Source organism: Streptomyces sp. NPDC088915 (genome assembly GCF_044749825.1).
Classification (GTDB): Bacteria; Actinomycetota; Actinomycetes; order Streptomycetales; family Streptomycetaceae; genus Streptomyces.
Genome location: NZ_JBIVIR010000027.1, coordinates 24,963 through 49,351, shown reverse-complemented (window position 1 = coordinate 49,351; position 24,389 = coordinate 24,963). Strand labels below are relative to the sequence as shown.

The window sequence follows — 24,389 nt, the reverse complement described above, 5'->3', positions numbered from 1 at the left end:
GGTGCGCCTCGTCGAGCGTGCCGCGCGGATCGGACCAGTGCTCGATCACCTTCTCCCACATCTCCGACTCGGCCGACGGGCCGGACGCCGCGACGCCCCGGGCGGGCGTACGCATCGGCACCACGACCGCCGGCGGCCTCTGCCGGGAGGAGGTGCGCGGCGCCGGAGCGGACGACGCGGACGCCACGAGCTCCGCGAGGAAGGACGGGCCGCCGACGTCGGCCAGGAGGTCCCGGCGGTGCAGGTGGATGCCGACGGCGATCGGGTCCACCGGCTCCCCGGACGCGTACACCGCGAGGACCGAGACGTAGACGAGGGCGAGCGGAGCGGACAGGTCCTCCGGCAGCACGGCGGCCGCCGTCTCCGGGATCGTCCCGGGCTCGACGAGCATCCGGCCGACGCGGGCGCGCAGCACCGCCTCCTGGTCGACCGGCTCGGGCGTGGTGGCGGGCATGTCCTTCTCCTCCGGTCGGTGGCGAGCGGGCGGCGGCCGTCCCCGCCGTACCAACGAGCCGCACGCCCTGCGGTGGCTGCCCCGGGGCCTCCCGTCCGCACCCTGCGGACAGCGCCGTCCGCAGGGTGCGGACGCGCCACCCTTCACAGCTTCAGGACGGCGCGCAGGACGCTGGGGAGCTCGGCTGGGTCGACGAGGAGCGAGGCGAGGCAGCCGAGCGCGAGGACGACCAGGGCCCGGGCGCCGATCTGGAGGACGCGGTGGACGTCGCCGGCAGGCGCGCCACTGCCTCTCCCCCGTCGGGCGCGCTGCCGGGGGAGAGGGTTCGAGGGTGCGTTCCCGGAGTCCGAGAAAAGGCAGACTCCGAGTCTGCGAAACGCTAGACATGCAGACTCGGAGTCTGCATTATTGAGGTGTCAGGGAGCAGGGGCGGCGCACAGGCCGACCCGCACCAGCAGCAGCACCACCTCACCGAATGAGGCACTCCACCATGGCGAAGAACAAGATCTACGGCGGCATCGGCAACCTGAACGGGAAGGTCACCGGCCGGATCGTCTCCGGCGGTGACAGCGCCGAGCCGCTCAACCTGGGCAGCGGGACCCAGTACAACGAGCCGGTCTTCGAGGGCAACAACGACGGGGTCACGATCACCGACGCCGACGGGCAGACGCGGACCTACGGGTCCGGCAAGTAGTGCCCCCGGGACGGCCGTCTCCGGCGACCAACCTCGACCGGCCGTCCCGGGCCCGGCCCGCTCCGAAAGGGCAGCGGGAGGAGGGGAACATCGTCCCTTACCGCCAGGAGCACCATGACCCCCAGACCAGACCAGGAGACCCGGACCGCCGCGAAGGCGCGGATCACCGCACTCAAGGCGCTTCGCGACCAGGCGCACGTTGAGGCCGACAAGTCCAAGGCCTCAGCCGACGAGGAGATGTGGCGAGCCATCGCCGCCGAGCTGGACGCGGGCCGCGCCCTCCAGCTCGACGTCGTGGCCGCCACCGACTTCTCCCGCGACCACGTCCTCAGGCGCACGAAGAAGTACCGCACCCGGTCCTGACGGACACAGAGCCCCGGCACCCCAGAGGGTGCCGGGGCTCCGCGCTGCCGGGACCCGGCTCCCGCCGGCCTCGTACGCGCCCGCGCGTGAGGCAGGGTGCGGGTCGGTTCAGGAGCGGGCCCGATGCCCAGTCCCGTACCTGATGGAGGCGGCCGATGGACCCTGCCCCCGGACCGCGATGGAACAGTCGGACCGCCCCGCCATGCGTGATCCAATAAGAGACGGGGGCGGAAACGGTCGTTTACGCCCCCCTGGGCCGTTCCAATGCCACTACTCGGCCAAACGGGTGAAAAACGGACCTAGAGGGGCCTCGGATCCAATGGATTCCATTCCGTACTTGCGCCCCCCTATTTCGCCCCCCTAGGGTGTTCATCGGACGCCGACGCCGCCACCGGCCGGCCCGACCGAGGGGGACTTCATGCCGCACCTGGACGACCACCGCACCGACCCGGCCCTCGTCGACAGCCCGCTGACCCTGGACCAGGTGCGGGCGGGCCTCGCTCACCACGAGGCCGCCCACGCCGTCGTCGCCGCCGAGCTCGGCGTCCCGTGCACCCGCGTCCGCGTGATGCGGGTGACCCGGCACGACGGCACCGGATGGACCGGAGCCACCTCGTACGACAACGTCCCCGTCTCCGCGTACGGCCTGGCCTTGATCGCCGCCGCCGGGGAGCACGGCGAGCTGCGCCACCTGGCGGCCGCCGGACTGCTGAGCGAGGCCACCGCCCGTACGGCCTGCTCCGACCACGACCGGGACACCGCGATCAGCGCGGCCGCCGCGCTCGGCTTCACCATCACCCTCGACGGCCCGGCGCCCGCCGACCCCGACCAGGGGGCGACCTGGACCGAGGTGAGCGAGGAGGCCGGCGGCATCGTCGCGGAGCTGTGGCCCGCCGTCACCGCCGTGGCCGCCGCCCTCCTGGCTTCCCCCGACTTCACCCTCACCGGCACCGAGGTCCGCGACCTCGTCGCCCCGCACCTGCTCTGACCCCAAGGAGATCCGCATGTCCGACAGCTACCGCGAGCCGACCCCGGCCGAGCTCCGCGACCTCATGGTCGAGGCCGACGCCCTCCAGCGCCGCATCCTCGACGTCCACACCCGTCTCGGTGCCTCCCCCAACCCGGAGGCCCGGGGCGTCAAGTTCCGCCTGGAGGACGCGGCCGGACTCGTCCGCGACGTCCGCGGCGACCTCGACGCGACCGCCAGTGACCTCGCCCGGGTCCGCGCCGTGCAGGACGGCAGCGTGTGCGCCGTGCCCTGGGGCGTCTGCCCCGACCACGGCAACACCCTCCGGGGCAGCGGCGGCCGCGCCTGGTGCACCGAGCCCGGATGCGCCCGGAAGTGGACCTACGACCGCCTCGGCTCCCCCTGCGGAGAGCCGCTCGCGGTGAAGGTGACCGACAGCTTCGGCGACTCCTTCTCCGCCTGCCAGGGCCACGCCCTGGACGCGCAGAAGCGCCTCGACGGCGCGGTCCTCACCCTCCTCGACACGGAGGGCACCGCATGACGGCCGCGCCCAAGCCCGTCGACCGCGTCTACCTGCGCCACTCGACGGACAAGCAGACCGACGCCCGGCAGCGGCACGCCCTGCGGCCGCTGCTCGCCGCCGGCGCCCCGGTCTACGAGGACCCGGCGACCTCCAGCCGCATCCTGTCCGTCAACCGCGAGGGCTTCAAGGAGCTGCTCGCCGACGCCGGCGTCGGCGACACCATCCGGATCGCGGACGCCGCCCGCCTTTTCCGGTCCGTGGCCGACGTCCTGGCGCTGCGGCCGGTGCTCGCCAAGCGCGGGCTGCACCTGCGGGTCGAGTCCGGTCTGCTCTCCGGGATCGACCTCGCCGCCACGGACTCCGGCACCACGATGGTGGTCAACGTCCTCGCCTCCGTCCTCCAGTTCCAGCGCGAGCTGATCGCGGAGAACACCGTGGAGGGCGTGGCCGCCGCCAAGGCCTCCGGGAAGACCCTCGGGAGGCCGTCCGCGCTCGACGAGGACCAGGCCGCCGACGTCGTCCAGGCGTACCGGGAGGGCGCCGCGGTGAAGGCCCTGGCCCGGGAGTACCGCACGTCGGCGAAGACGATCCGCCGCGTGCTCGACGACGCCGGCGCCCGCGAGGTGCCCGACGACCTCAGCGAGCTCCTGGACGACGCGGCGCCCGGCGAGGACGCCGACGGGGACCAGGTCCTCGTCGTGCCCGACCCGGTGGTGATGCTCGACGTCCCCGGCCTGCTCGCCGAGCATCTGCGCACCGCCGCGCCGGACACGGCCGTACACGACGCGCTTGCCGCCGGACGCACCATCCGCCGGGGCCAGGGCTACTCGGTCCGCGTGACTGCTGCGCTCTCCGTCCACCAGGCCGCGCTCGACCTGTGCCGCGAGCTCGGCGCCGAGGGAGCGTCCCCGGCCGGGCGCAAGGCGTACCGGGTGTACGCGGACCGCCTCGCCACCACCTCGACCACTGCCTGAGGAGACCTCGCGACGAGCAGATGGCCGCCGAGCTGGAGGAGGCGCAGCCGGGCGGCGTCTGAGGCTCCCGAAGAAGCACGTCAGCCCCTGTTAGCCCCAACGGGCCCAACAGGGGCTGACGTGCTTCTTCGGTAACGGCAGGGTCATTGGGGCGGCGGGTCGAGCGGTCGCGCCGGCCCAGGAAGCTTGAGCCCCCGGGCCTCCATGTGCTCGCAAACGTGCCTGCCGGGTGGCAGGTCCACGCCCGCCGTCGCGGCGATGGCCGGGAAGAAGGCCCGGCCGTCATCCGACTGCGGAGTCGTGGTCCAGGCGTACCCGTCGCGGCCGCGCAGGGCGAAGCGCACCATGCGGCTGCCGTACCCGTGGCGCTGCCACGGCTCGGTGACCCTGATCTTCAGCACGAGTCCGAGACGGCACGGCTCGCAGACCTTCCAGACCAGGCGGGCGAAGTCGTACCCGTCCGGCGCGCAGACCTGGACCTCCTGCATCCCGGCCGGGGAGGGCGGGGGCAGGTGCCACCAGGTCTCCGTGTCCGGATCGACCCGCCACTCCAGGCTGTTGAACGGGACGGCCGGTGGGACGGCCGGCGGGGCGGGTGCCGCCGTGTCCCGTCCGTGGAAGGCGTCGACCAGGCGGGCCCACAGGGAGCCGCGCGGCCGCGCCGTGTCCGGTGACCCCACGGTCAGCTCCGGCTCTGGAGCGGCGGGAGCTCCGTCAGGGCGGCGGGCAGGTCGGTGATGCCGCGCTGCAGGTACCAGGCCAGCGCCCAGCGCAGTACGACGCCGCGGCGAAGGCGCCACTGGTCGCAGAGCTGGGAGAGGACGTCGTCGCAAAAGTCCTCCCGGAGGTCAGCGAGGACGTCGTCCTCGGAGGACGACAGGTAGCCGATGCCGCACTTGTCCGGGTCGCCTAGGTCGAGCGCGTCGGCGAGGATCACCCCGGCCGCCGCGCTGGTGCCGCCGCCGTTGTAGCCCCAGCCGAAGCCGCTGTCCTCCGGCTCGGCGAGCTCGCGCAGCACCGTCACGCCGTACTGCCGCTCGGTGGGGCCGAACTCCGGCTTCTCGACGAGGATCCGGGCGGGCTTCCACTCCTCGTCGTCTCCGCCGGTCTCCGAGCCGTACTGGATGCCGTGGTACGTGCAGTCCTCGTAGGCCATGGCGTTCCCTCCCGTTGATCTCCTATGGCGAGATCAGCCTGCCGCACCTCCCCGGACCGGCGACAGAGCGCGATCGGCCAGCCGCCGAAGAGCGGCACAGACAAGTAGTCGGCGGCCGATGCCGGAGAGAATCACGCCGAACACGCTGGTCACGGCGGTGTTCAAGGCCCGCGCCGCGGGGGACCGGTGTGACCCGGGGCGCGACCCAGGAGGAGACCCGGGGCGGGACCCGGGAGGAGACCTAGGACGAGACCCAGGACGAGACCCAGGAAGCAACCCTGTGGACCGTGCGGCTGCGGGCCGGATCGTCGCCATGACAGCCCCGGCCCGCAGTCCTTCAACGTGGACGCCCGGCCCAACGAAGGGCGCCCGGTCGGGTCACGCCGCGAGCCGCTCCACCTGATCGTCGGGGCAGCCGATCGCCCGCCACTCCCACCGGTCGTACGGGAGGCGCTGGAGCATCGGCAGCGGGGCGTAGTCGATCCGGATGCCGATGTCGCGGATCCGCCGCTCCAGCCGCGCCGCCCGCCGGTTCAGCGCCTCCTCGTCGCCGTTGGCCAGGACCAGGCGCACGACGGGGAAGTGCTCGCTGCGCCGGTACCGCTGACGCCACAGCAGGCGGGTGGTGCCGATCGTGCCCCGCTCGCCTTCCTGGTAGGTCGCGCGGCTGTACGCCTCGTACGCGAACAGCTTCTCGACGAGCCGGGACATCGACATCGTGAAACGGTCGACCTCGAGGAACTCGACCTCGGCACCGCGGTTCGGGCGGTACAGCACCGCGTCGGAGACGACGCCGCGCACCTTGTCGATGGGGTGGGCGACCTCGACGTCCCAGTCCATGAGGAAGGCGCCCCAGTTCACCAGGGTCTCGGTGACGTCCAGGCCGTGCTCGGCGAGGCCGGCGGCTATCGCCTTCTCTCCCGTCGCCGCGTTCGGACGGATCGGTATCTCACCGCTCTCCAGCACGGCCCGCTGCCCGGCCACCGTCAGGTGGTAGACGTTGCTGCGGCCGGACTTGCCGTGGCCGACGAATCCGAGGGTCTCCAGGTCGCGCAGCGCCCGGCGGACGTAGCCGTCGCCGACGCGGTTCTCGGTCGTCACCGTGGCGATCTGCAGCGCGGTGGCCATCCGCACGCGGGCCAGCATGCTCATCGCCAGGCCACGCTGACGCGGGGTGGACGTCAGGGACCTCGCTCCTTTCCCCGCCGGATCGGAGTCAGGAGTAGAGGTGTCCTGCTCTCCCGGCCCTCCTTGCCCGGGGCCCTGACCTGCGGTTTCGTCGTCTTCCTCACGGCCAGGCGCAGGCCCGCTGCCGGGCCCGGACGCAGACCCGCCGAGCTGCCCGTCGGCAGGCCCGCCGGTGGGAGTGTCCTCGGAGTCGTCGTTGCGGTTGTCGTACACGGTGGTGCTCCTCGGTGAACGCGCGGACCTCATCGGACCGAAGTCCGCTCTCGCCTGCTACAGGTGGCGAGAGCGGGCGGCCGTGTGACACTCGCCGTGATCTTTTTTCGGGCACGTCGTCGAGGAGCCTCGTGGAGCTGGTGGAGCGGGCGCTGCCCGCAGTCGAGGAGCACGCCGACCAGACCGCCGAGAGCGCCTGCCTGCTCGCGGACGCGGTGAGCGCCGGCGGCTGGAGCGCGGTGGCCGCCGACGACGCTCTCACCGCGATCGAGACCCTGGCCGAGGCGCTGGGCGGGATCGGCCCGGAGCTCCAGGACGTTCTCGCCGCGGCGACGGCGGCGGCCTCCACCGCCCGGCGCCGCCTGGGCCTGCCGGTGGACACCGAGCCGGAGCCGGCCGCCGCGGGGGCGGTCCCCGGTCCTCGCACGGGACGCAGGCCCCGCCGACGCGGCCTCGGCCCCGGCTTCAAGGGCATCCGTACGGACCGCTGACCGCCGCGTACGACGACGGGCCCCTATTGGACCTGTTGGGGATAACAGGTCTTACGGGGGCCCGTCTGCGGTTTCACGAGCGGGTCTGTCCAGGGGTCTGCCGACGGGTCTACCGCGCGTCGGGCACGCCGACCGGGTTGTCGCCGAGGTAGCCGAGGCGGGCGTCGACGTTGGCCTCGGCCTGCCGCTGGCGGCCGACGTGTGCCTTGTCGGCGGCCCAGCCGGTCTTCGTCTTGCACTGCTCGCCCTCGGTGGCCTCGCACTTCTCGCACGTCAGCGTCAGGACCTCGCGGGCCACTGCGGCGTCCCGTTCGCGGCGGCGCCGGGCGGAGGCCGCCTTGGACTCCCAGCCGATCCCGAGGCCGTCCATCGCCTCCGGGTACGTCGTGGTCTTCGCGGCGCCGGGCCGCTTGGCGTCCTGGGCGAGCTTGATGAGCTGCCAGACGGTCGGCACGATCGCCGGGCCGCCGAAGTCGATCCGGTCGCTCGCCCGCGCGGCGACGCCCCACGGGTCACCGGTGGGGAAGGTAGCGGCGAGCGGTACGTCGCCGTCGACGATGCGGGCGAGCAGGCCCATCCGGTCGGCGTGCTCCCGCACGGTCGAGGCGGTGGAGCGCAGGGAGTCGATGACGTCCGCGAGCTCCACCGGGGTGGCCGGCACCTCGGCGGCCCGGGCGAGCTGCCGGACCCGGAGCTCGACGGCCGACAGCTCCGTGGCCAGCTCGTCCAGGGTGATGGTCCGGCCCGCCATCACGGCGGAGGTGTTCGTCTCGCTGTCGGTCTCGTGAGTGGTCTTCACGGTCGGGTCTCCTTCTCGGTAGTGGTGGTGGTCATGCGGGCTGCGGGGATGCCGAGGCGGGCGACGGCGTCGACCTCGGCGGTGAGCCGGGCACGGGCCCGGGTGAGCTTCTCCTCGGCCGCGCGCTTGGCGGCCCGGGTGCGGGCCAGGGCCTCCTTCTGGCGCTGCTCCCGTTCGGTGAGGGTGCGCAGGACCTCCTCGTAGTGCGCCGTTTGCTCTGCCGCGATTTCGGCGCCAGGGCGCTGCGGGCTCCGGGGGCCGGTCCGGTCGCGTTCCCTGGTGCGCTGGTCGCGGGCGAAGGCGACCAGCTCGACGGCGACGACCCACTTGGTGCGCTTGTGCGGCGGACCGGTCAGCAGCACGAGGGCAGGGAAGTCCTCGGCGTACCGGTTCTGCCAGTTCGAGACGGCGGCCGCGCTGACGCCGACGAGCCGGGCGCCGGCGGCGAGGGTGACCAGCTCGCCCTGGCGGCCCTGGTACTCGGGCCGGAGCCAGACCACGCCGTCGGCGCAGTCGGCCGGGGAGCCGGGAGGATCGGGTTTCTGGTACATCTGCGGGTCTCCTGTGGTGGGCCCGGGCCGGGGCCGGTGGCTGCTGGGGGGCTTCGCCGCCCCCCAGGCCCCCGCTCCCCCGGCACCGGCCGGCGCGGTCAGCGCTCCCGTGGTGCGGGTGCGTGCGCGCCGGACGGCACCGGGGCCGTGGCCTGTGACCTGGGCAAGTTCTAAATTTCCGACCGGAAATGAGGCGGGCTCAGTCCGGGTCGGGGGCGGTGTTGCCGGTGTCGAGCTGGAGGTAGGCGCGCTGTCCGCCGTCGTACGGACGGGCGGTCGTGGCGAGGAACTCGCGCTCCAGGACGTCGAGGACGGCCCGGACGGTCGCCTCGGTGCCGCAGATCCGTACGTCCGCGATCCCGGGCAGGTACGTGCGCTCGGTCCGCTCGCGGCGGGCACGGGCGGCCATCAGACGAACACCACGCGCGCGACGACGGCCAGGAGCTCGCCCGCGTCGCCCGCGGCCTGCAGGGCGCCGGGGTCCTCGGGCTTCTTCACGGGCCCGGCGATCAAGACGTGCCGGACTCGATCGAGCAGATCCCACCACTGCTCAGGCAGGCTGACGGTCTCGGCCGCCCGCCACAGCTCGATGTCGTCGCCGCCGTCCGCGCCGACGTGGACCAGGCCCCGCAGGGACCGGTCGGCGATCTGGGCGCGCACCTGCCAGTTCGGATCCCGGTCCGGCATCCCGTGCAGCCCCCAGTGCTCCCAGTCGGTGCGGCGCTCCAGGTCCTCGATCCCGGCGTCCTCGGTCTCCGGGTACAGCACGAGCATCGGCATCGGCCGGTCGTCGGGCGTGTCCGTTTTCATCAGCAGCACGCCGTAGTTCGGCGCCAAGTGGTAGGTGTCGACGTCGCCCAGGTCGAGGTCGTCGAGCGTGAAGACCTGCACCCCGGCCTTCCGGAAGGCGTCCATGGGGTCGGCCGGCCGCTGACGCGGCGGGGCGCTGAGGAGGTCGGCGAGCCGATCGGCGATCTCCTCCTCCGACGCGGGGCCGCCCATCGTCCAGTGGTCGAGCGCATCCTCCAGGAGGTCGGCGCGCGCCTCGACACTCAGCGCCCCGAACGCCTCCAGCGCTTCGGCCGCCTCGCCCATATCCTCCTGGGCCGCGCGGGCGAGCGGCGCCCACGCCTGGGTGGTGGCGGAGGCCACGGGCCCAGCGGGCATCGTTCCGTAGATCGCCGCAGTGAGCGCGAGGAGCGTCGGCTCGTGCCCAAGGACCTTCTTCGTCAACGTGCGCTGGCAGGGCTGGCAGGCCACCTGGCACGCGGCGACGAGTCGGGCGGCGAGGTCGGCGTTGACGAACAGGTCCGGCAGGTACGGGATGGCCTGGAGGGCGTACATGTCCGGAAGCGGTTCGTGCTTGTGGGTGGCGCCAGCGGCCGCCGAGGCGTACGCGGCTCCGGTACGGCGCGAGCGGTTCTTCGCGCGCTGCTTCTTGCCGTGCGACTTGACCACGAGTTTCTCCTCGGTGGCGTGCAGCGGTTACCCATGACCCGGTGCACGCGCGGAGAACGGTGGTACGGCGCGGGCAGTCGGAAGAAGGCGTCGAGGAGGACGCCTTGGCGTTGCTCGTCGCACTGATGCGCTGGGACTCCGATGGTCCTGGCACCTTCGCCTCAGATCGCTCCCAGTCATGGGCTGAGGCTGGCTTGGGCCTGTGCGTGGCCGTGCTGTTCCACGATATCGGCGCTTCCGGGCGGGAGGCATCCGAACACGACAAGAACTTACGGGAGAAGGCAGCGCGTACCACTAGACGGTCCTATTGACCAAAGTTGAGGCCGATGTGGCTGGTGTGACGAAGGGTCACGGCGACGCCGATACGACGGGAGCGGGAGGAGGCTCGTCCTGCCGGGCGAGGGCGGCCTGGAGCCGTTCGGCGAGCCCGGCGAGCTCCGGCGGGGAGCCTGGACCGTCCGCCGCCGGGAGCTCCTTGGCCGCGTACTCGTCGATCATCTGATCGAGGGCCTTGGAGTTCGGTCCGTAGTGCTCGGGGAAGGCCCGCGCGAGCCACCAGGCCGCCGCCCGCCAGTCCGCTGGCTGGTAGCGGATGGTCCGCTCCTCGATCCTGCGGCCGGTCTCCTCGTCGGTGTAGGTGCGCACCTGCTCGGCCAGGACGATGTGCCCGGCGCCGGCGGCGAGGACCTGGGCGAGGGAGGAGGCGGCCATGCGCGCCCGGGCCTGGTGCACTCGCTGGTGGAGCTCGACGTACGGATCGTCGGAGGGGTCCGGCCGCTCGCCTTCCTCGCGGGCCTCGGCGGCGGCACGGCCCCGGGCCATCCACCGGGCGAGCGTCGGATAGGAGACGCCCACGGCCTGGGCGGCCAGCGACTGGGCGACGCCGACGGAGACGGCCTTGACCAGAGCTTCGATCCGCTCCGGGGTGAGCAGGGAGGGGCGGCCCGGACGGCGGCGGGAGGACTGCTTGCGATTCGACATGGGAGCGGACCGTACGGACCGCCCGGCTTACCGTCCTGCCCTTCTGCGAGTTCCGAGAGGCACCTACGCGCGCGCGGGCGCGAGGTCTCACCCTCGGCCCCGGGGACGGTTCGCCCTGGTCAACGAGACAGGCGGCTGGTCCTGTTGGACCCAACAGGGTTGACCCCGTTGGGGGTAAGGCTCTGGCCTGCGGTTTCTCTGTCCAGACAGGCCGGGGCCCGGTGCTCTCGCGGACCGGGCGGAGGCGGTACGGTCTGGCGGTGACCAGTGCACGGGGAGAGGCCCGGATGAGGAGAGAGCCATGGTCCAGGTAACGCTGGAGCCGTTGAAGATCCCGGACCGGCTGCGGATGCCGACCGTCTTCGAGCGCGCGTGGACGGAGCCGGCCAACAAGATGCGGCCGCGGATCCTGCTCCCCGCCGCCTTCACGGGCCCGACCCCGATCCTTCCCGGTGAGCACCGGGTGTTCATCGTCTTCAACCGCAAGGGCGGGGCCGGCAAGACCACCACGACCCTGGAGCTGGCCTGCGCCTGGGCCGCGATGGGCTACACGGTCCGCATCATCGACGCCGACCCGCAGGACGCGGGCCTGACCGGGTGGCTGGAGCCGATCTACCCCGAGGGCCTGGACGACAAGTACCGCATGACGCTCAAGCACGTGCTGTACGGCGAGGTCGGCCTGGACGAGGCGACCTACTACACCCGGTACAAGAACATCTACCTCGTGCCCAGCTACGAGGACTGCGCGGTCGTCGAGTACGACCCGGCCGTCTCCGGGGAGCGCACCCTGCGCCGGGCGATCAAGCGGAGCGAGGCGCCGGTGGACATCACCATCGTCGACTGCCCGCCGAAGATCGGGAAGCTGTCGACCTTCACCCTGGCGCTCGGCGGCGAGGTCCTGGTGCCCAGCCAGCTCAGCGCCCTGGACCAGAAGTCGAACGAGCCGCTGCGCCGGACGATCGCCGACGCGAAGGAGGAGTACGACGTGCGGGTGCGGGCCGCCGTGCTCACCGCGTGGGGGCAGACGAAGATCAGCCTGAAGGTCGGCAACGAGATGGCCGAGCACTACCCGGATGCGCTGGTGTGCCCGATCCGCAGGTCGGTGGACGCCACCACCGCGCCCGATGAGAACAAGTCGATCCGCGAGTACAACAAGCGATCCACCACGACCCGTGACTTCGACCAGCTCGGTCACATGCTGGTGGCGCCGCGAGGGGAAGCAGCATGAGCAACGGACTGCCCTTCGGCAAGGGAAGCATCCTCGGCAAGGAGCTGGGCGGCCAGGCGCCGGTCAGCCCCGGCACCAAGGAGAAGATCCCGGCCTACGTCGCCCCCGACGTGATGAACCGGCTGCGCAACACGGTGGTGGCGATGCAGCGGATCGACGACGAGGACGCCGAGGTGCCGGTCTCGCTCTCCGCGTACGTGGAGGCCGCCGTCCTCGAGCGGATCCGCCGCGACGAACGCGAGTACAACGGCGGCAAGCCGTTCCCGCAGCGCCGCCAGAAGAACCTCAAGACCGGACCCCCGGTCACGAAGTAGCCGGCCCACCCGGCCGCGACGACGGGCCCCGCCGTATCCCGGCGGGGCCCGCCGCGTTTCCGGCCGGGCACGTCAGTCACGGTTGGTGGTGTTGGTCCTAATGGGTCTAATACGGCGTTCGGTGCGTGCGGCCGCGCGGACGTGGCTACCGTGCGACGGGTGATGACGAAGCGCGACCTCCTGGACGAGATGCCCGAGCTCCAGGACGCCGTGGACGCCGTGTGCGAGGAAGCCCCCTCCGAGGCCCGCCGCCGGCAGATCCGCGCCCACGCCCGTGAGCTGGTCCGGGCCCTGCACCACCCCGAGCACCCACTGACCGTCGCCGACGACCTGGCCGACGTCCTCGCCGGGGAGTCGCTGCGGCAGTACGAGCGCCTGGCCCTGGTCGGCGAGCTGCGCGACCGGGGCGCGAAGCGGCCCACGAGCGAGGCGACGGCGATGGTGCGCTCCGGGGTGATGGTGCTCCTGCAGCGCCAGCTCGGCCTGGAGGTCTACTACCTGCGCCAGATGGAACGGCTGCCCGGCCGCGAGCCGGTCGACGTCGCCCGGCGCGAGCGGCTGCGCACCAGCCTGCAGACCCTCGCCGACGTCATTGGCACGGACACCGGCTGGAGCGTCGAGCGGGGCTTGCTCGCCGGGGACTACCCGCTGCGGGTGCGGATGCTCGCCATGGCCTCCGTCGTCCTGGACACCGGCGCCCGGGTCGGCGAGCTGTGCGCGACGCGCCTGGAGGACCTCTCCCCCACCCTGGAGGAGATCCGGGTGCGCCGCCGCCCGCAGAACATCCGGCCGGACGCGCCCGATGTCGTCGAGGTCTACCCGCTGCGCCGTGCGACCCGGGCCGCCCTCGTCCGCTGGCTCCTGGTGCGCCGCCTGCTGATGGCCGAGGTGAGCGGCGGCGCCGACTGGCTGTGGGTCTCGGTGCGCGGCAACCACGGCGGCGTCGTCGGTGAGGGCGTCGAGCCGCAGTACCGCCCCGCCGGCACCGCCCTGCAGCCGCGCGGCGTGGCCCGCAGCTACACCCGCACCGTGACGACGGTGAACATCGACCTGACGGGCACCGAGGGCTGGGAGCCGCTTCCGGTCCGCATGGAGCAGCTACGGCGTGGCGTCGCCGCGCCCGAGCTCCACCTGGTGCCGCCCGTCCCGGACGCCGAGCGCGCGGCCCGGACCATGTCGGTGCTGGAGGAGGTCGGCCGGCGGCTGGCCGCGCTTCCGGACGCCGCGGCGGTCGCGACCACCGGGCGCCGCGACCGCAGGCAGGCCCGCGAACTGCTGCGCGAGGCGTGGCGGCAGGGCATCGAGCACCGGGTACAGCTCGCCGCCCTGCAGTCCGGCGGGCTGCTCGCCCTCGACATCCCGCGCAGCGGATGGGAGCCGGAGCTGCTGCGGGCCCTGGAGCGGGCCGCCGGCTTCACCCCGCTGTCGTAGGCATATGACACCGTGCGCCCATGGACACGTCAGAGCTCTACCGCTCCCTCGGCCTGACCCCCAGGGATATGAACTCCCTCTTCCGCGACCTGGACGACCTGGGCGCCCTGATGCGGGACCTTCCCTCCATCGGGGGCCTGGACGGCATCCAGGCGATGGCCAGGGACGTGGCCCCCCTGGCCACCTCTGTCTCGTCCATGCTGGACCGGCTGCGGGAAGAGACCTCGTCCGCCCACGCGGTGACGCAGCAGGCCGTGGCCGCGCTGGAGGCGGCCGGAGTCTCGACGGCGATCGCGGACACGCTGGACCTGTCGTGGCTGCAGGGCTCCCTCCGTCCGGTCACGGACACCGTCGCGCGCCAGGACTGGTTCGCGGAGCAGGTCCAGGAGGTGTACGCGAGCGACCTGCTGGACCGCCTGGTCGACGAGGGCGCTGCCGGACAGGCCGAGGAAATCTCGGACGAGACGGCGGCGGACCTGGAAGCCTCGGCGATCGCCTTCCAGGAGCAGGTCGCCTGGCTTCCGATCGACGAGCAGAAGAAGCTCTTCGTCGCCTTCGTGATCGCCATCGCGGCGTCGGTGTTGTGCCTGGCGGCCGTGCTCCTCGACGGGCCGGCCGCCGAGGTGGTGGGGAACGCCGCCAACCTCATGGGGATCGCGGGGGGAGCAGCGGTCGCCTGGGACCGTCTCAAGCCCACGCCCGGCGGCAGCGTGGAGGACCCGGAGTCGGCCGCCTAGTCCCGGCCTGCTCCCGTTCCTCGTAGACCTGTTAGACCCAACGCCCCCGGCCATCACCGCAGGCCGGGGGCGTTCGCGCGCCCAAACCCGTTCTAGCCAACAAGGGGTTGGCCAACTTTCAGTTGACATAGCCAACTCTGAGTTGGCATTCTCAAGGGGTCGGGCCAGCGGGGCCCGGCGGTCCGGGAGGGAAATCCCATGGAACTGGTCGTCGCCGTCATCGCCATCGTCGGAACGCTGCTGGGCGCGCTGGTCACCGGCAAGCTCCAGGAGCGCTCCGCCGGTCGCACCGAGAGCGCCGCGCGCGGCGAGCAGGTGCGCCGTGACCGCCTGGCGGCCGTCACCGACCTCGCCGAGGCGCTCAGCGACCACCGCGCCCGGATGTGGCACCGGGGCGACGCGCTCCTCGCCGGCGCCGACACCGAACTCCTCGCCGGTCTGCGCGCCCAGACCCAGGAATCCCGCTCCCGGATCACCCGCCCGCTCGTCACCCTGCGCGTCCTCATCACCGACCCGGCCGTCCGCGCCGCCGCCGATCGGATGGTCGACCTCACCTACGCCATGCGCGAGGCGTACACCACCACCGACGCCCTCGCCCAGGCCCGCGAGGACGCCAAGACCGCCCACAACGCCTTCGTCGACGCGGCCGCGGCCTTCTTCGACCGCACCGCCTGACCGTCCACCACCGCCACCACGGACACGGAGAAGCCGATGCTGTTCTTCCGCAGGACCCGCCGCCCCGCCCCCCGGGCCACCGCCCGCCCGCCGCGCCCGCAGGCCCCGACTGTCGAGTACATCGGCATCACCCTCGACGAGCTGCGGACCTTCGAGCAGATCCTCCTGCACGCCGACGAGCGCGTCCGGCACGCCCGCCCGGAACTGGGCTACCTCGTCAGCAGGGACGACCTGATCGGCCGCCTGTACGAGAGCGCCGGCGCCGCCTCGGTCCTCCAGCCCGACCCCGAGCTGGTCCGCGTCCCCGTCCAGCACACCGACTTCCTGCGCCTGGAGACCGCCATCCGCGACATCGAGATGTACCGGGGCGACCCCCGCCTCGCCCGCATCGCCCGCCAGCTTCTCAACCGGTGCCACGCCCTGCTCGGCCAGTCCCGGGCCGTGATCCACATGGGCGGCACCCCCGTCTTCACCCCCGGCTCCCCGGCCCCTGCCGCGCCCGAGCTGCGGACCCGCCCGGAGACGGCGTGAACGGGAAGACGCCGGTCGGGCTCGCCCGGGTCACCCGAGTCGAGACCGCCGCCGAGCGCACCGGCGGCACCGTCGGCGAGGACCCCTACGGCTTCGACGACCGGCTCGAGGCGGACAACCTCGGCTCCGCCGCCTCCGCCATCCGCTGGCTCTGACCACCGGCCCCGAGAGACAGACCACCAGACCACCGCGCATCAGCCCTGTTAGACCCAACGACTCCAACCCAGGAAGGCCCCCGATGACCCGCATCGAGATCACCTCGTTCGGCTACCTGCACGCCGCCGCCCCCGAGGCCCGGATCGTGATCGACCTCCGCCACCACTTCCGCGACCCGCATCTCCGCCCGGAGCTGCGCTACCTCACCGCCCACGACCCGGAGGTGCGCGAGACGGTGCTCGCCACCGACGGCATCGAGCAGGTCCTCCAGGCCGCCGAGGCCATGGTGCAGGGGTACCTCGCCGGGCCCCGCCAGGACGAGCCGGTCACCGTCGCGTTCGGCTGCCAGGGCGGCCGGCACCGTGCCGCGACCGCGGCCTCCGTCCTCGCCGAGCGCTGCGCCGCCCACGGCCTGGACGTCCACCTGGTCCACCGCGACCTCGGCAAGGACGTCGTCCGGCGCTGACCCGTACGGCCCCGGGGCCCCGTCCGTGAATCGCGGACGGGGCCCCTTCCCGCGACCGGGCAGGCCGCCGGAACCATCCGCAGGCCGCACGCCGCCGGGAAGGACCCATTGGACCCAACGGGGGCAACGGCGACCACGTAGAGACCCAGATCGCCGCCCCTGCGTCCAGCAGTGGGCCGCGCCCACGCCCGGCCACGGCCATGCTCTGCCCTGTACCTACCGCCGAGAGGAAGAGACCGCCATGCCGGTACTCCGCCGGATCACCACCTGCACCGCACCGTCCACCCTCGTCGTCGAGCGCGCGACCCGGCATCCGGACCGCCCCTACGACTACCGGCTGCAGGTCTGCCGCCGGCACCGGTGGCTCACCGAACAGTGGACCGGCCGCCGTACCGAGACCGGACCGGGCGCCGGGGTCTGCGGCGAGGTCCTGGACCACCGCGACTACCTCAAGGTGATCGACTCCCACGTGGACCTGTGGCTCCGTCCGCTCGTCTTCCACGGCCTCGACGACCACGACGGCGACCTCGCGCGCATGCTGAGCGCCGGGTACGAACTCCTCGCCGAACACCGGGAGCCGACCGGAGTCGCGGTCGCGATCGGGCACGCGGCCCGGATCGCCACCACCCTCAAGGAGGGCGTCCTCGACGCCGAGGACGGCCAGACCCAGCTCCTGGCCGCGCTCGGCGTCGCCGAGACCCTCGACGCCGCTTCCCGGGGCGCGTGAGCCCCTCCGCCAGCCGTCACCCGTTCGCCACGAAAGGCTCTCTGGCCTGCGGTTTCACGAAACCACAAGCTAGGCCACACCGAAGGCGACAGGGCGGGCTACAGGAACACGGCCGGGGCGTGGTGCCCGTCCTCCTGGTCCTCACCGGCGCCGGCGCCACCTCATGAGCGTTGCGGCCAGCTCGGGCAACGCCCGGATGACGGCGACGACGTCGGAGCGGTGGGCCCGCAGGATCGCTGTCACGCAGACGACCGTGGCGCACAGGATCGCGATGCACAGCACGGCGAGCAAGGCGACGGCGTACGGGTCGATGGGCACGGTCTGTCTCCTCAAGTCGAACGAGTCCGAGTGAGGAAAAAGCTGCGAACGCTAGCACAGGTCTCGCCCACACCCCCGGGACCACCCGCACGCCCTCGTGCGCGTCCCCCCATGAGAGTGACGCGGGATCCGTTCCCCGCCCTCGTCGTCGCGGCCGGATCGGAACGAGTTATGGCGGAGTGAGGAATTCCCTTTTCTCGATGCCCCCTTGCCCCCGGCAAACCCCCGTCGGTTTCAACCGGACAGGTAGAGTTCTCCATGCACTTCCTCGGGTGACTGAGCAAGTCCAGGGGCTGCCTTGGCTCCTGGCGCCTGGCCTTGCCAGGGAACCCGATGAAGGAAGGAAGGACCGCTATGCCGGTCAAGGGAGGCAAGCCCGTACCGGACGAGTCCGGTGAGGGAGAGTCGACCGACAAGAAGAACAGGCCCGCAGGGTTCTGGGACGGGCTCCGTAACGGGGCCGGGCAGGCTGTGGGGCTCGCGCTCCCGAGCCTGCTCGCCATCGGCCTCACGGCCGGAGGCGTCGTCGCCGGAACGCAGAACGGCCCTCACCACGAGGGCGGGGCCGCTGGGATCTGCAACTCGCTCTAACGGGTTGTAGAAGAGAAGCCGCTCGGGGAAGGTTCCTACGCCACTACCCGGGCGGTTTCTTCATGCCCGGAACTCACTCTCCGGGCACTCGCCTCAGCCGTTCCGGGCTACTGAGCCCCGGCTTAGACGATGGCCAAGATACCAAATTCGGTATCTCATGGCCTAGGCCGCGGTGACGTCATGACGTCAAATCATCGAGCCATCGAGCCATCGAGCCATCAACATCGTCTTAGACCGGCACGAACAAGTCGGAGCATGGGCCGCGCCATCGGGGCCGTCGTACTGTCGGCCGTTCACGCCCCAGGGCCGCAGACGCGACTCGGGTAACCGCCGAAGGGTGGTCGACGAGCAGCGGCACGAGGAACCGGATGGAGGTCCCCGGCCTGCGCCGCGTCTGCTTCTTCGTGGAACTTCGTGGAACCGTCCTACGCGCGCGCGTGTCACGGGAGGTTCCACGGACGGCACCGCCGGCGCCCCCGCGCCGACTGCTGCGGCTCGATATCGCCGCATCGCCAGCGGCCGCGGGCACCATGGGCCCGTACCACCCACGACCGCCAGGAGACCCGCACCCGTGATCCGTGCCCCCCACCGGCTCAAGGGTGGCGCCGACCAGCTTGGCGCCACCGGCCCTGGCCTTCGCGGCCCGTACGGCGTCTGGCCCGCCGACCACGACCAGGGCGACGAGGACCAGGAGCACGAGCTCGCCGTCGACCATGCGAGGGAGACGACCACCCGATGACGAACGAGCACCGAGGCGCCGCCGGCCCGTACATCGAGTACGACGGCCTGCCCGCTCTGCACGCCACCGAGACCGACCTGCCGCGGCTGCACCCCTACGGCCCGGTGCCGAAGGAACGCTGCCTCACGCCCGGCGGCGGACGGCTCACCGTCCGCTCCTCCGGCCGTCACCACCGGGTCACCCTCGACCACCTCGGTTGCCCCGCCCAGCTCGGCGAGGAGAAGGAAGCGGCTTTCCACAAGCTCGCCCTGGCCATGGAGAGGCACTGCCTGCGGACCGGATGCCGCCACCGCGCCTCCTACCAGGGCGGGGTCTTCCGCAGCTTCGAGTTCCCGGTCGGGAGCATCGAGCCCACGGTCTTCGTCCGCGCGCTGCTCGCCGTCGAGCTGGGTGACACCGGTCCCGTCGAGCACCTCGCCGCCGTCGCCGACCTGATCGGCCTCCCCCGGCAGGACTCCGTGGACGGCCGGTCCGACGAGAGTTAGACCTGTCAGGGGTAACGGTGTCACTGCCCTGTCGAACCTTCCTTACTGCCGTGGCGGGCGGCGATCAGTTCGTCCAGGAGCGCCAGGACCTCGTTGCGGGCGGCGGCCGCCGCAGTGTCGTCGGGGAGCTCGGCGCCGTAGGAGTCCAGGATCAGGCGCAGGGAGCGCAGCCGGGCGGCGAGGGCGGGCCCGTCGAGGTCACGCTGCCAGGTGTCGAGCTGCTCGGCGGAGGCGGTGCGGGCCAGTTGCTCCCACCGGTCGTCGAGGCGGGCCAGGGACCGCGTCGCGGCGCGCAGCCGGGCCTCGTTCGCCCGGCACCAGGCGTCTCCGGCCCGGTCGCGGGCCCGCTCGGCGCGTTGCTTCTCCGGGTAGCGGTCGCCCCGGTAGGTCGCGGCGTCGCGCTCCAGCCGTACGGCCCGGCTCTCGGCGCTGGAGCGGGAGGCCAGGCCGAGGTGATCGGCGATCTGCTGCCAGGAGGCTTCGCGTCGGCGGGCGGCCCGGATGAGGTCGCGCTCCAGGGTGTCGAGCGCGGCCCGGGCCTCGTCGAGCTGGGTGAGCGCGGCCAGCACGTCGGCGGCCGGCACCTCGGTCTGCTCGGCGTCCTCGGGGCCGTAGCGGTCGGCGGCCGCGCGTACCGCGTGCATCACGCGGACCGGGTCGAGCCAGTCGCGGCCGCCGCTGTACTTCGCCAGCAGCAGCGCCTCGGCTTCCTGCCGCCGCTGCTCCAGGTCCTCGGGGTCGGTCTTCGCCATGCGGCGCAGCATCCCACCCGGGCGTTCTTGTCCGCGAATCGCGTACAAAAGGGCCCGGGAGTCGGGCGGCAGCTCAGGGACGGTTGGTCCTGTTGGCACTAATGGGCGTTGGCCTTCGCCTTTGCCTCTGCGGCCCTGGCGATCCGGCCGCACGGACCGTCCGCGAGGCAGGCGGCCAGGTCCTCGGCACCGAGGCGTACGGCCTCGATCGTGGGCAGGGCGGCCTCCAGGATGTCGAGGCCCTGGTGGGTGAGGGGGAAGCGCAGGACGCCGGGCTGGTGGTCCGGGCAGGGCTGCACGATGACGGCCGGGCCGGGGAAGGTCACTACGACCGTGTCGCCGGCGTCCTCGTCGACGCTGATCAGGGTGGGCTGCACGCTCTTCTGCTCGTGGCAGGGCACCGCGGTCTCGTAGGTCCAGTCGGAGTCGACCTCGGACCAGTCGGGCTCACCGAAGGTCTGGGTGCGGACGAGGATGTGCAGGTCCGCCAGCCAGCCGCGGTCATGGAGCATCTGGTGGAGGCGGGCCTGCGGGTTCAGGGTGGCGGTGCAGCGGCACGCGCGCAGGCGCGGCGGCGGTACGGGCTTCTCGGCGTGATCGGTCACGGGCGGAGTCTGGAGCCTGCGGGGCCGGCCGGGGGCCGCGGCCCGCCAGATTCCCCCGAGCGGGTGACGGGCGGCCGGGCCTCCTGGGCGATGGTCTCGTCGGTGTCCTCGCCCTCCGGGTCCTCCGGCTTGCGGCCCAGCTTCGCCTTGAGGCCGCCGACCTCACTCCCCGGCAGGCGTACGGGTCGGCGTGTGCCCGTACAGGATCTTCTCGGCCGCGTCCTGTTCGTCCACCCATACCTTCCCCTGGCCATGGCAGTCCTCGCACGTCTCCCAGCGGAGGTCGGGCGTATCGGTGGCTTCGTCGAGCATGCCGTGAAGGACCTGCACGGAGCCGTCTCCGTCGCACTCGTCGCACTGGAACTCGTACTCGCCCTCAACCAACGCCATGACGCAAATCCCCCTGACCCGGAACGGATGTGAGGGCTGTGATCCTATGTGCCCGGCCTCGAGAGGACCCCGCTAGCGGCGTTCCTCCGCGCCCGCCTCGCTCCCGTCCTTCCTCGGCAGGCCGGGTGGGGCGATGCCGGGACGGCCGGAGGACCAGTGGGCCGTGACGTCGAGGACGGCGCGGACGAGGTCGCGGCCGGGGCCCTCGGGGACGCGCTCGGGGTGGAAGTGGTGCCAGGAGGCCGCGGTGATCTCGGCCGCCGGCGCCCGGCGCTTCCACCGGGGGCCGTACTGGCGCTCCAGGTGCCAGCGGTAGAGCTGGGCGGCGAGGCACCAGCGGCGGGCGTCCTGGAAGTCGAGGCCGTGGTCGAGCTGGAAGATCGCGATGTGGCGCATCACGCGCGGCGCGAGGAGGAACTGCAGCGCACTGGGCAACTGCGGGCGGGGCGCACGGGTCGGCGGCATGGCGGCAGGCTGTCCGGCTCGTGAGGCGAGTACGGGCAAAGTGGATGATCTCGGCCGGAAACCGCCGCTGAACGACCGGGCCATCGCTCTTGCCACCCTGGCGATCATCCGGAACAGGCCCGAGACGGGCCGCCAGAGACCTCTGGAGCGCCTCTCCGGCCTCCCGCGTCGAGGAGTGCCGATCATGCCCTGAGAGGCGCAGAGAGCCACTCAGGGGCGCGAGGCCCCTGCTCTTGTAAGTCGCCGGGCGAAGCCCGTTCCTTTCATCTTGGCTCTGACCTGCACGAACTTCCCCACCGCACCGCCCACGGCGCTGGCCCCGTCACCCGAATGGGTGACGGGGCCGCGCCCCCTTCCTCTGAGGTATTAACAGGCCCTTGCGGTCCCTGACGACCGGACTTGTCCGGCCCATGACCGGCAGCCGCCCGACTTCCAGGCCGTACGTGGCGGAGCTCAAGACCTCGGCCAGCTACGCGAGGGGGTCATGATCGTTTCGGCCCGGATGGGCCCGAACGGTGCGCCGAGCTGGGGTGTCGGGTACGGCGCGGGCCGTACCCGACACCCGGCTCGGAGGCGCAGCGGCCTGTTAATACCGGCACCGGGGCGGACGGGCTCCCGGCCGGCGGGGAGAGGGCCGGGCGGCCGGGGCCGTCGTACGACGTCGGGTCCTCGAGGAGGACGTCCTCCTGGTCGTGCCCGTCGTCGGCCAGGAGCACGTCGTCGAGGGGCACCGCCAGGTCCAGCGGCGGGAAAGCCCGCGGCCGGGGCCGGGCGGCAACCGAGGGCCGGTGTCCTTCGGCGCAGCCGCCGCTCTCTCTCGCCGTTCGTCCCGGCCGTAGTCCGCTCCGGCGGTACCGGTGCGACCGGTGGTGCGCGAGGAGAGAGAGAAGCTTCTTGGGGGGGCTTATTAGGGGACGGCGTTCGCGCAGGTCAGCGGCTTGCCGTCGTTTTTTTTCCGACGGGCGCGGTCGGAAATCCGACGGGCGCGGTCGGAAATCCGACCATCGAAACGACCTGGGGCGATGCCGCATCGATGCAGGTCGTTTCGATGGTCGGAAATCCGGCGGCGGTGCGCGGCGCCGTCCCTCCCCGCCTCCCGGGCCGGGCCGGAACGACGGCGCCCCCGGCGCTGCGAGAGCGCCGGGGGCGAAGCCGGTGTGTGACGACGGGAGCCACTGTGACAGCCGGAGCGGACAGTGTCGCGGGCTCACGGCCCGGCCGGCGCGAGCATCAGGTGCCCGGCGTCCACCAGGCGCTGCAGGGCGCTGCGGACGGCGGCCTCGTTGCTGTCCGCGCGCTGCCCCGTCCGGCCCAAGGTCATCTGCCGCACCATCTCGTCGAGGTCGTACGGCCCGTGGAACATCTCCGTCATGTGCACGAAGCGGACGTAGATGCCCAGGTCGTTCGGCGAGACGTCCGGGTCGTTGACCACCGAGTCAGGGACCATCACCGCGTCGGGGAAGTCCGCCTGCCGGATCTGCTGACGGCCGTTGGCCATGGTTGTCCTCTCTGTCCAATTTATCGCACATAGGTTCGATTTCAGTCGGACGCCATGTCCACGAAACGGCTGTAGTGGCCCTGGAAGGCGACCGTGATCGTGGCGGTGGGCCCGTTGCGGTGCTTGGCCACGATCAGGTCGGCCTCGCCCGAGCGCGGGGACTCCTTCTCGTAGGCGTCCTCGCGGTGCAGCAGGATCACCATGTCGGCATCCTGCTCGATCGAGCCGGACTCGCGCAGCTCGCTGAGCTGCGGCCTCTTGTCCGTGCGCTGCTCGGGCCCACGGTTGAGCTGGGAGAGCGCGATGACGGGGATCTCCAGCTCCTTGGCGAGCAGCTTGAGGTTGCGGGAGATCTCCGAGACCTCCTGCTGCCGGTTCTCCGTGCGGCGGCCAGCCCCGGACTGCATGAGCTGCATGTAGTCCACGACCAGGAGGTCCAGGCCGCTCTTGGACTGCTTGATCCGCCTGGCCCGGGACCGGATCTCGGTCATCGACAGGTTCGGCGAGTCGTCCACGATCAGCGGCGCCTTCTCGATGGCGGGCGTCCGCTTCGCCATCCGGTTCAGGTCCTCCTCGGTGACCGACCCGGCGCGGATGTGGTGCAGCGCGACGCGGGACTCGGCGCTGTAGAGGCGCTGGGTGATCTCCGGACGGCCCATCTCCAGGGAGAAGAACACGGAGGTCAGGCCGTGCTTGACGGAGGCGGCGCGGGCGAAGTCCAGGGCGAGGGTCGACTTGCCCATGGCCGGGCGGGCGCCGATGACGACGAGCTGCCCGGCCTGCAGGCCGTTGGTCAGCGCGTCCAGGTCGGTGAAGCCGGTCGGGACGCCGGTCATCTTCCCCGTGCCCTTCATCAGGGCGTCGAGGTTGTCCCAGAAACTGGGTACGTCCTCGCGTACGTACGCGTAGCCGGCGGTCTGCTCGCGGGTCGCCAGCGCGTCCAGGACCTCGGCCTCCACCCCGCTGCGGACGTCGTCGAGCTCGCCCTCCCCGGAGTAGGCGATCTGCGCGATCTTCGCGCTGGCCTCGATCAGGCGACGGCGTACGGCCCGCTCGTGGACGATCTCGGCGTAGTACGAGGCGTTCGCCGCCGTCGGCACCGACTGGACCAGTTCGTGCAGGTAGGCGGGCCCGCCGACCCGAGTGATGTCGCCGCGCTTGGTCAGCTCGGCGCTGACCGTGATCGGGTCGACCGGCTCGCCCTTGCCGTAGAGGAAGAGGATCGCGGCCTGGACGATCTCGTGGGCCGGGAGGTAGTAGTCCCGCGGCTGCAGCGAGGTGTCGAGGACGTCGGCGATGGCCTCCTTGCTCAGCATCTGGCCGCCGAGCGCGGACTTCTCCGCATCCCGGTCCTGCGGCGGGACGCGGTCGAAGCCGTGGTCGCGGCCGGCGGGGCGGAAGTCGTCGTCAGGAGCGGCGTGGGATGCGACGATGGACATGCGGATCTCCTTGGTGAGGTCTTCTGTGGC

General features: G+C 72.2%; 34 protein-coding genes. 18 read left to right on the top strand and 16 right to left on the bottom strand.

All coding sequences use genetic code 11. The features are described from left to right. On the bottom strand, positions 1-454 hold a 454-nt coding region (locus ACIP5O_RS34690), incomplete at its 3' end, for a DnaB-like helicase N-terminal domain-containing protein (protein WP_401301164.1). 490 nt (positions 455-944) lie between these two features. Between ACIP5O_RS34690 and ACIP5O_RS34685 the strand changes: the two genes are divergently transcribed. The 5 genes from ACIP5O_RS34685 to ACIP5O_RS34665 all read left to right on the top strand — a co-directional run bounded on the left by ACIP5O_RS34685 (position 945) and on the right by ACIP5O_RS34665 (position 3,975). After that, positions 945-1,148 carry a hypothetical protein gene (locus ACIP5O_RS34685; RefSeq protein ID WP_401301161.1) on the top strand — a complete coding sequence of 68 codons (204 nt, stop codon included), beginning with the start codon at positions 945-947 and terminating at the stop codon, positions 1,146-1,148. A 114-nt stretch (positions 1,149-1,262) separates the two neighbouring features. Further along, on the top strand, positions 1,263-1,511 hold the full coding sequence (locus ACIP5O_RS34680; RefSeq protein ID WP_401301159.1) for a hypothetical protein: 249 nt from the start codon (positions 1,263-1,265) through the stop codon (positions 1,509-1,511). A gap of 418 nt (positions 1,512-1,929) precedes the next feature. Beyond that, positions 1,930-2,499 carry a hypothetical protein gene (locus tag ACIP5O_RS34675; protein WP_401301156.1) on the top strand — a complete coding sequence of 190 codons (570 nt, stop codon included), beginning with the start codon at positions 1,930-1,932 and terminating at the stop codon, positions 2,497-2,499. 16 nt (positions 2,500-2,515) lie between these two features. After that, positions 2,516-3,019 (top strand): hypothetical protein, encoded by a 504-nt coding sequence (locus ACIP5O_RS34670; protein ID WP_401301153.1) that lies wholly within the window; start codon positions 2,516-2,518, stop codon positions 3,017-3,019. Beyond that, on the top strand, positions 3,016-3,975 hold the full coding sequence (locus tag ACIP5O_RS34665; RefSeq protein ID WP_401301150.1) for a recombinase family protein: 960 nt from the start codon (positions 3,016-3,018) through the stop codon (positions 3,973-3,975). Before ACIP5O_RS34670 ends, ACIP5O_RS34665 begins: the two co-directional genes overlap by 4 nt. A 143-nt stretch (positions 3,976-4,118) precedes the next feature. Here ACIP5O_RS34665 and ACIP5O_RS34660 read toward each other — a convergent pair whose 3' ends face one another. The 3 genes from ACIP5O_RS34660 to ACIP5O_RS34650 all read right to left on the bottom strand — a co-directional run bounded on the left by ACIP5O_RS34660 (position 4,119) and on the right by ACIP5O_RS34650 (position 6,283). Next, positions 4,119-4,655, bottom strand: a complete 537-nt coding sequence (locus ACIP5O_RS34660; protein ID WP_401301147.1) for a hypothetical protein — start codon at positions 4,653-4,655, stop codon at positions 4,119-4,121. Positions 4,656-4,657: 2 nt separating this feature from the next. Continuing rightward, the gene (locus ACIP5O_RS34655; RefSeq protein ID WP_401301144.1) at positions 4,658-5,131 is read right to left on the bottom strand and encodes a hypothetical protein; all 474 of its coding nucleotides are present in this window, start codon (positions 5,129-5,131) and stop codon (positions 4,658-4,660) included. A gap of 378 nt (positions 5,132-5,509) precedes the next feature. Next, a complete protein-coding gene (locus ACIP5O_RS34650; protein WP_401301141.1) occupies positions 5,510-6,283 on the bottom strand; it encodes a replication-relaxation family protein in 774 nt (257 codons plus the stop codon). 380 nt (positions 6,284-6,663) lie between these two features. Between ACIP5O_RS34650 and ACIP5O_RS34645 the strand changes: the two genes are divergently transcribed. Further along, positions 6,664-7,023 (top strand): hypothetical protein, encoded by a 360-nt coding sequence (locus tag ACIP5O_RS34645; RefSeq protein WP_401301138.1) that lies wholly within the window; start codon positions 6,664-6,666, stop codon positions 7,021-7,023. Positions 7,024-7,132: 109 nt separating this feature from the next. Here the strand turns inward: ACIP5O_RS34645 and ACIP5O_RS34640 are convergent, their stop codons facing one another. From ACIP5O_RS34640 to ACIP5O_RS34620, 5 genes are all read right to left on the bottom strand, one after another. Beyond that, a complete protein-coding gene (locus tag ACIP5O_RS34640) occupies positions 7,133-7,822 on the bottom strand; it encodes a hypothetical protein (RefSeq protein WP_401301136.1) in 690 nt (229 codons plus the stop codon). Beyond that, entirely contained in the window at positions 7,819-8,373 is a 555-nt protein-coding gene (locus ACIP5O_RS34635; RefSeq protein WP_401301133.1) for a hypothetical protein, read from the bottom strand. Before ACIP5O_RS34635 ends, ACIP5O_RS34640 begins: the two co-directional genes overlap by 4 nt. A gap of 199 nt (positions 8,374-8,572) precedes the next feature. Next, complete coding sequence (locus tag ACIP5O_RS34630; protein ID WP_401301130.1) at positions 8,573-8,782, bottom strand: hypothetical protein; 210 nt, start codon at positions 8,780-8,782, stop codon at positions 8,573-8,575. Then, positions 8,782-9,831, bottom strand: a complete 1,050-nt coding sequence (locus ACIP5O_RS34625; protein ID WP_401301127.1) for a hypothetical protein — start codon at positions 9,829-9,831, stop codon at positions 8,782-8,784. Before ACIP5O_RS34625 ends, ACIP5O_RS34630 begins: the two co-directional genes overlap by 1 nt. A gap of 348 nt (positions 9,832-10,179) precedes the next feature. After that, a complete protein-coding gene (locus ACIP5O_RS34620; protein WP_401301125.1) occupies positions 10,180-10,812 on the bottom strand; it encodes a hypothetical protein in 633 nt (210 codons plus the stop codon). A 301-nt stretch (positions 10,813-11,113) separates the two neighbouring features. Between ACIP5O_RS34620 and ACIP5O_RS34615 the strand changes: the two genes are divergently transcribed. From ACIP5O_RS34615 to ACIP5O_RS34575, 9 genes are all read left to right on the top strand, one after another. Further along, a complete protein-coding gene (locus ACIP5O_RS34615; protein ID WP_401301122.1) occupies positions 11,114-12,040 on the top strand; it encodes a ParA family protein in 927 nt (308 codons plus the stop codon). Beyond that, entirely contained in the window at positions 12,037-12,354 is a 318-nt protein-coding gene (locus ACIP5O_RS34610) for a hypothetical protein (protein WP_401301119.1), read from the top strand. The genes ACIP5O_RS34615 and ACIP5O_RS34610 overlap by 4 nt, the downstream gene beginning before the upstream one ends. 162 nt (positions 12,355-12,516) lie before the next feature. Continuing rightward, positions 12,517-13,785 carry a hypothetical protein gene (locus ACIP5O_RS34605; RefSeq protein WP_401301116.1) on the top strand — a complete coding sequence of 423 codons (1,269 nt, stop codon included), beginning with the start codon at positions 12,517-12,519 and terminating at the stop codon, positions 13,783-13,785. A 20-nt stretch (positions 13,786-13,805) separates the two neighbouring features. Further along, positions 13,806-14,522 carry a hypothetical protein gene (locus ACIP5O_RS34600; RefSeq protein ID WP_401301113.1) on the top strand — a complete coding sequence of 239 codons (717 nt, stop codon included), beginning with the start codon at positions 13,806-13,808 and terminating at the stop codon, positions 14,520-14,522. 198 nt (positions 14,523-14,720) lie between these two features. Further along, positions 14,721-15,197: a hypothetical protein gene (locus tag ACIP5O_RS34595; protein ID WP_401301110.1), complete on the top strand. Its 477-nt coding sequence runs from the start codon at positions 14,721-14,723 to the stop codon at positions 15,195-15,197. Positions 15,198-15,233: 36 nt separating this feature from the next. Beyond that, entirely contained in the window at positions 15,234-15,728 is a 495-nt protein-coding gene (locus tag ACIP5O_RS34590; protein WP_401301107.1) for a hypothetical protein, read from the top strand. Further along, a complete protein-coding gene (locus ACIP5O_RS34585) occupies positions 15,725-15,883 on the top strand; it encodes a hypothetical protein (RefSeq protein ID WP_401301104.1) in 159 nt (52 codons plus the stop codon). The genes ACIP5O_RS34590 and ACIP5O_RS34585 overlap by 4 nt, the downstream gene beginning before the upstream one ends. Before the next feature lie 83 nt (positions 15,884-15,966). After that, entirely contained in the window at positions 15,967-16,350 is a 384-nt protein-coding gene (locus ACIP5O_RS34580; protein WP_401301102.1) for an ATPase, read from the top strand. A gap of 241 nt (positions 16,351-16,591) precedes the next feature. Next, positions 16,592-17,077: a hypothetical protein gene (locus ACIP5O_RS34575; RefSeq protein ID WP_401301099.1), complete on the top strand. Its 486-nt coding sequence runs from the start codon at positions 16,592-16,594 to the stop codon at positions 17,075-17,077. 141 nt (positions 17,078-17,218) lie between these two features. Here the strand turns inward: ACIP5O_RS34575 and ACIP5O_RS34570 are convergent, their stop codons facing one another. After that, positions 17,219-17,395, bottom strand: a complete 177-nt coding sequence (locus ACIP5O_RS34570; protein WP_401301097.1) for a hypothetical protein — start codon at positions 17,393-17,395, stop codon at positions 17,219-17,221. 354 nt (positions 17,396-17,749) lie between these two features. On the opposite strand from ACIP5O_RS34570, the gene ACIP5O_RS34565 reads away from it, so the two are divergent. The 3 genes from ACIP5O_RS34565 (at position 17,750) to ACIP5O_RS34555 (ending at position 19,210) form a co-directional block, all read left to right on the top strand. After that, entirely contained in the window at positions 17,750-17,986 is a 237-nt protein-coding gene (locus ACIP5O_RS34565; RefSeq protein WP_401301094.1) for a hypothetical protein, read from the top strand. Between the two features lie 571 nt (positions 17,987-18,557). Beyond that, entirely contained in the window at positions 18,558-18,725 is a 168-nt protein-coding gene (locus tag ACIP5O_RS34560) for a hypothetical protein (RefSeq protein WP_401301091.1), read from the top strand. Beyond that, complete coding sequence (locus ACIP5O_RS34555) at positions 18,722-19,210, top strand: DUF6420 family protein (RefSeq protein ID WP_401301089.1); 489 nt, start codon at positions 18,722-18,724, stop codon at positions 19,208-19,210. The genes ACIP5O_RS34560 and ACIP5O_RS34555 overlap by 4 nt, the downstream gene beginning before the upstream one ends. A gap of 20 nt (positions 19,211-19,230) precedes the next feature. Here ACIP5O_RS34555 and ACIP5O_RS34550 read toward each other — a convergent pair whose 3' ends face one another. The 6 genes from ACIP5O_RS34550 to dnaB form a co-directional block, all read right to left on the bottom strand. Continuing rightward, positions 19,231-19,962, bottom strand: coding sequence for a hypothetical protein (locus ACIP5O_RS34550; RefSeq protein WP_401301086.1), 732 nt, complete (start codon positions 19,960-19,962; stop codon positions 19,231-19,233). Positions 19,963-20,060: 98 nt separating this feature from the next. Next, positions 20,061-20,567, bottom strand: a complete 507-nt coding sequence (locus tag ACIP5O_RS34545) for a hypothetical protein (RefSeq protein WP_401301083.1) — start codon at positions 20,565-20,567, stop codon at positions 20,061-20,063. Between the two features lie 162 nt (positions 20,568-20,729). After that, the gene (locus ACIP5O_RS34540) at positions 20,730-20,957 is read right to left on the bottom strand and encodes a hypothetical protein (RefSeq protein ID WP_401301080.1); all 228 of its coding nucleotides are present in this window, start codon (positions 20,955-20,957) and stop codon (positions 20,730-20,732) included. Between the two features lie 72 nt (positions 20,958-21,029). Continuing rightward, positions 21,030-21,422: a hypothetical protein gene (locus tag ACIP5O_RS34535; RefSeq protein ID WP_401301078.1), complete on the bottom strand. Its 393-nt coding sequence runs from the start codon at positions 21,420-21,422 to the stop codon at positions 21,030-21,032. Positions 21,423-22,629: 1,207 nt separating this feature from the next. Then, positions 22,630-22,920 carry a hypothetical protein gene (locus tag ACIP5O_RS34530; RefSeq protein ID WP_401301075.1) on the bottom strand — a complete coding sequence of 97 codons (291 nt, stop codon included), beginning with the start codon at positions 22,918-22,920 and terminating at the stop codon, positions 22,630-22,632. A 41-nt stretch (positions 22,921-22,961) separates the two neighbouring features. Further along, positions 22,962-24,359, bottom strand: coding sequence for a replicative DNA helicase (dnaB, locus tag ACIP5O_RS34525; protein WP_401301072.1), 1,398 nt, complete (start codon positions 24,357-24,359; stop codon positions 22,962-22,964). Positions 24,360-24,389: the final 30 nt, after the last annotated feature.